Source organism: Nitrospina gracilis 3/211, from assembly GCF_000341545.2.
GTDB classification, from domain to species: Bacteria; Nitrospinota; Nitrospinia; order Nitrospinales; family Nitrospinaceae; genus Nitrospina; species Nitrospina gracilis.
In genome coordinates this window covers 1537340-1540694 of sequence record NZ_HG422173.1, presented here as the reverse complement: position 1 = coordinate 1540694, position 3355 = coordinate 1537340, and the positions used below count along the sequence as shown (strand labels likewise).

The 3355-nt window shown below is 59.3% G+C and carries 3 protein-coding genes; 1 reads left to right on the top strand and 2 read right to left on the bottom strand.

The window, feature by feature from the left end; genetic code table 11:
- Positions 1–130 precede the first annotated feature (130 nt).
- Both TX82_RS07345 and TX82_RS07340 read right to left on the bottom strand, forming a co-directional pair.
- A complete protein-coding gene (locus TX82_RS07345) occupies positions 131–673 on the bottom strand; it encodes a hypothetical protein (protein ID WP_005008808.1) in 543 nt (180 codons plus the stop codon).
- A 31-nt stretch (positions 674–704) separates the two neighbouring features.
- On the bottom strand, positions 705–1763 hold the full coding sequence (locus tag TX82_RS07340; RefSeq protein ID WP_005008806.1) for a Vgb family protein: 1059 nt from the start codon (positions 1761–1763) through the stop codon (positions 705–707).
- Between the two features lie 256 nt (positions 1764–2019).
- Between TX82_RS07340 and TX82_RS07335 the strand changes: the two genes are divergently transcribed.
- A partial coding sequence (locus TX82_RS07335) for a leucyl aminopeptidase (protein ID WP_052338219.1) occupies positions 2020–3355 on the top strand: 1336 nt, incomplete at its 3' end.

Here is a 3355-nt window from a genome sequence, read left to right as displayed (position 1 = left end):
CGACCCCGAACACAAAGTATGCGTAACCCTTTAATTTTAAATAAATTTTCAGGGTTTCGAGGGGGACCCGTCGGCTGGATACCGGTTCGATTGGAACACACCACCTGCAACCGCCTTGGAATGGGGGGGGTCAGGGCGCGGCGGATTCCAGTTCGTCTGCCGACACGGTATCGAACGCGGATTTGAGGTAGTTCTGCAAGGGGTCGGACAGCGTGCGCAACTCCTGGTCGGGAATGACCTGCGACAAATAGTCCTCGATCTGGCCCCGGTACAAAACCAGTTTCCATTCCCCCCGTCCGTCGGGTTGAACAAAATTGAGTTGGACCATCTCCGTCAGCCACAACTCCGTGCGCGGGTCCAGCATGCTCCCGACCAGTTGAACCTCGCCCTCGGTGTGCTTGCCCTTATTGCCAGCTGGTTTCATTCGGATCACCTTCACCTCGTACTGCGCCTCAAACTGCTTGTCCGCCATGTTGTACGGTGGGGCAAACCCGAAGTCTTTCAGCTTCGCCGGATCCAACCCGGCGATAGCCGCCTCGACGTGCTGTTTCAAGGACTCCGCTGTCGCCGCACTCTTTGTCCCGGAATTCCCCGGCTGGCCGCACGCGGCGATACCGATCAGAATGAACGCCAGAACAAAAACCCGATTGATACGCTTCGTGACTGAAAACAAATCCACCTCCTGAATCCACCGCTTATATTCGTTATGGGACCAGTTTCCCGATCTTGTTGTTGTATTTGCCACGGAAGTACATGCCCATCTCCGTGAACCACACGTTGCCGTCGGCATCCAGCTCAAGCTGGCTGGGATGTGCCTTCGGGTCAGCCAGCGGAAAAAACTCAACGCCCTCGTTCGTGCCCGGTTGCGCTTTGTTCAGGTCCAGGCGGCCGATGCTGTCGGGTCGGTTGGCGGTGAACCACACGACTTGGCGCCGATCATCGACGATGAGGTCGTGCGGGCCCTTGCGCTCGCCCAGATGAAACTCGACGATCTCCGGGGGGGTCCCCTGTTTGAAATCCAGATACGCCAGCTTGCTCGCAAACATCTGGGTGAACCACACCGTGCCGTTGCCGCCCTGAGTCATGCCGTGCGGCACGGATTTCTGCGGCGGCACGGTCCACTCCTCAACCTTCCCGCTTTCGGTGTTCAGCCTGGCCACCTTGTTGAAAAACTTTTTGGCCCAGAACATGCCGCCCTGTGTGTACCACACATGCGCGCCATCCACCACCATGGCGTGCGGATGCCCTTCGCCCACAGCGTATTCCTGGATCGTGCCGTCCTTCGGATTCAGCCGGCCCACCTTGTTGGCGTTGAACTCGAGAAACCAGAGAGAGCCGTCCGGCCCTTCCTTGATCTGGTGCGGCTCGCTGTCTTCGGTCGGGATGTCGTACTCCTGGATTGCGCCGCTTGCAGGGTCGAGCCGCCCGATGCGGTTGCCCGCCATTTCCGTAAACCACACGATACCGTCTTTCGCCACGGTGATGTAATGCGGCTGGCTGTTGGGCTCCGGCAGTGCGTATTCGGTGATGCCGTTGGAGGTTCCGGGCTTGGTTTCGGCGGGAATGAGTCTGCCGATTTTGTTGGCATTGATTTCGGTGAACCACACCGCCCCGTCCGGGGCGACGGCGAGGTCGGCGGGACTGCTGGCACCGGACGGCGTGATGTATTCTTCGATGGTGACCGCCTGCACCGCTGGTACTGACAACAAAAAGCAGACCGCCCAGACGCTCAGGCAGAAAGAGATTTGGTTGGTACGCGTCATAACATGGTCCTCCATGTCGTTGGCGTGGGTATGCCGTCATTATAGTACGGATCGCGGGCGGCGGGTTTTTGATTTTTCATCCAGCCGGTGAAGCAAGGCTGTTGGTTCTCCCACCTCCGCCGCACCGGAAAAGCACTCCACACACAGCGTGCCCCTTTGGACACAGCCGCCGGGTTTTCCCCTTGTCTGCCTGTTTAAAATTCCATACAATCGATTCTTCATAATCCTTGAAACGTCAAACCGATTGGACCCAACCATGATCAAAACCAGTGTCAAAACGGACGATGTGCGGAAACACAAAACCGAATGCCTGATCGTGCTCTGCCCGGAGAAAAAACCCGCGGGCGTGGTGAAGGAGATCGACGGCCTGCTCAACGGCGCCATCTCCGCCGCGCACAAGGCCAAGCGCTTCGAAGGCAAAGCCAACCAGACCTGTTCGTTCAACGTGATGGGTCTTCTGGGCGCACAGCAGTTGATCATGGTGGGCCTCGGCAAAACCAAGGACATCAAGGAAGAGCAACTGCGCCAGGCGGCAGGCACCGGTGTGAAGCTCGCCGAAAGATCGCGTTACAAGAAGGTCGCTCTGCACCTGCCGGAAGGCGATGCGGGCAAGCCGGGTAAATCCAAAAAGGACAAGTACGGCGACCCCGTCGGGCACGCGCTGGCGGAAGGCGCGCACCTCGCGCTCTACCACTTCGACGCCTACAAGCAGAGGGACGAGGACGATCCGCCCAGCCGCATCCAGGAAATCGTGTTCCTCGTCGGTTCCAAGGCGAAGGTCCCCGCATTCCAGAAGGGCGTGCAGTCGGCGGAAAAACTGGCCGAGGCGGTGATGACCACGCGCGACCTCATGACGCATCCCGGCAACACCGCCACGCCGACGTACCTCGCCGACCAGGCAAAAAAGCTGGCGCGCAAATACAAATTCACCTGCCGCGTGCTCGAAAAGAAGGACATGCAACAGAAGAAAATGGGCGCGCTTTTGGGTGTCGCGCGCGGCAGTCACGAACCGCCGAAGTTCATCATCATGGAATACAACGGCGGCAAAAAAAGCCAGGCCCCGGTGGTGATCGTCGGCAAGGGCATCACCTTCGACACCGGCGGCATCTCGCTGAAACCGCCCGGAAGCATGGACGAGATGAAGTTCGACATGTCCGGCGGCGCGGTGACCATTGGCACCCTGGCGGCCGTGGCCAGCCTGAAACTGCCGGTCAACGTGGTCGGGTTGGTTCCGGCGACGGAGAACATGCCCGGCGGCTCCGCCATCAAGCCCGGCGACATCCTCACCGCCTCCAACGGCAAGACCATTGAGGTGCTGAATACCGATGCGGAAGGACGGCTGATCCTCTCCGACGCGCTGGTCTATGCGCAGAAATACAAGCCGCGCGCGGTGATCGATCTCGCCACGCTCACGGGCGCGGTGATCGTGGCTTTGGGGCACGTCGCCACTGCGGTGGTCGGCACCGACGACAAACTGATCCAGAACCTCATCGACTGCGGCACAGAGACCGGCGAGCGTTTATGGCAACTGCCGCTGTATGACGAGTTCGAGAAAGCCATCAAGAGTGACATCGCCGACCTCAAAAACATTG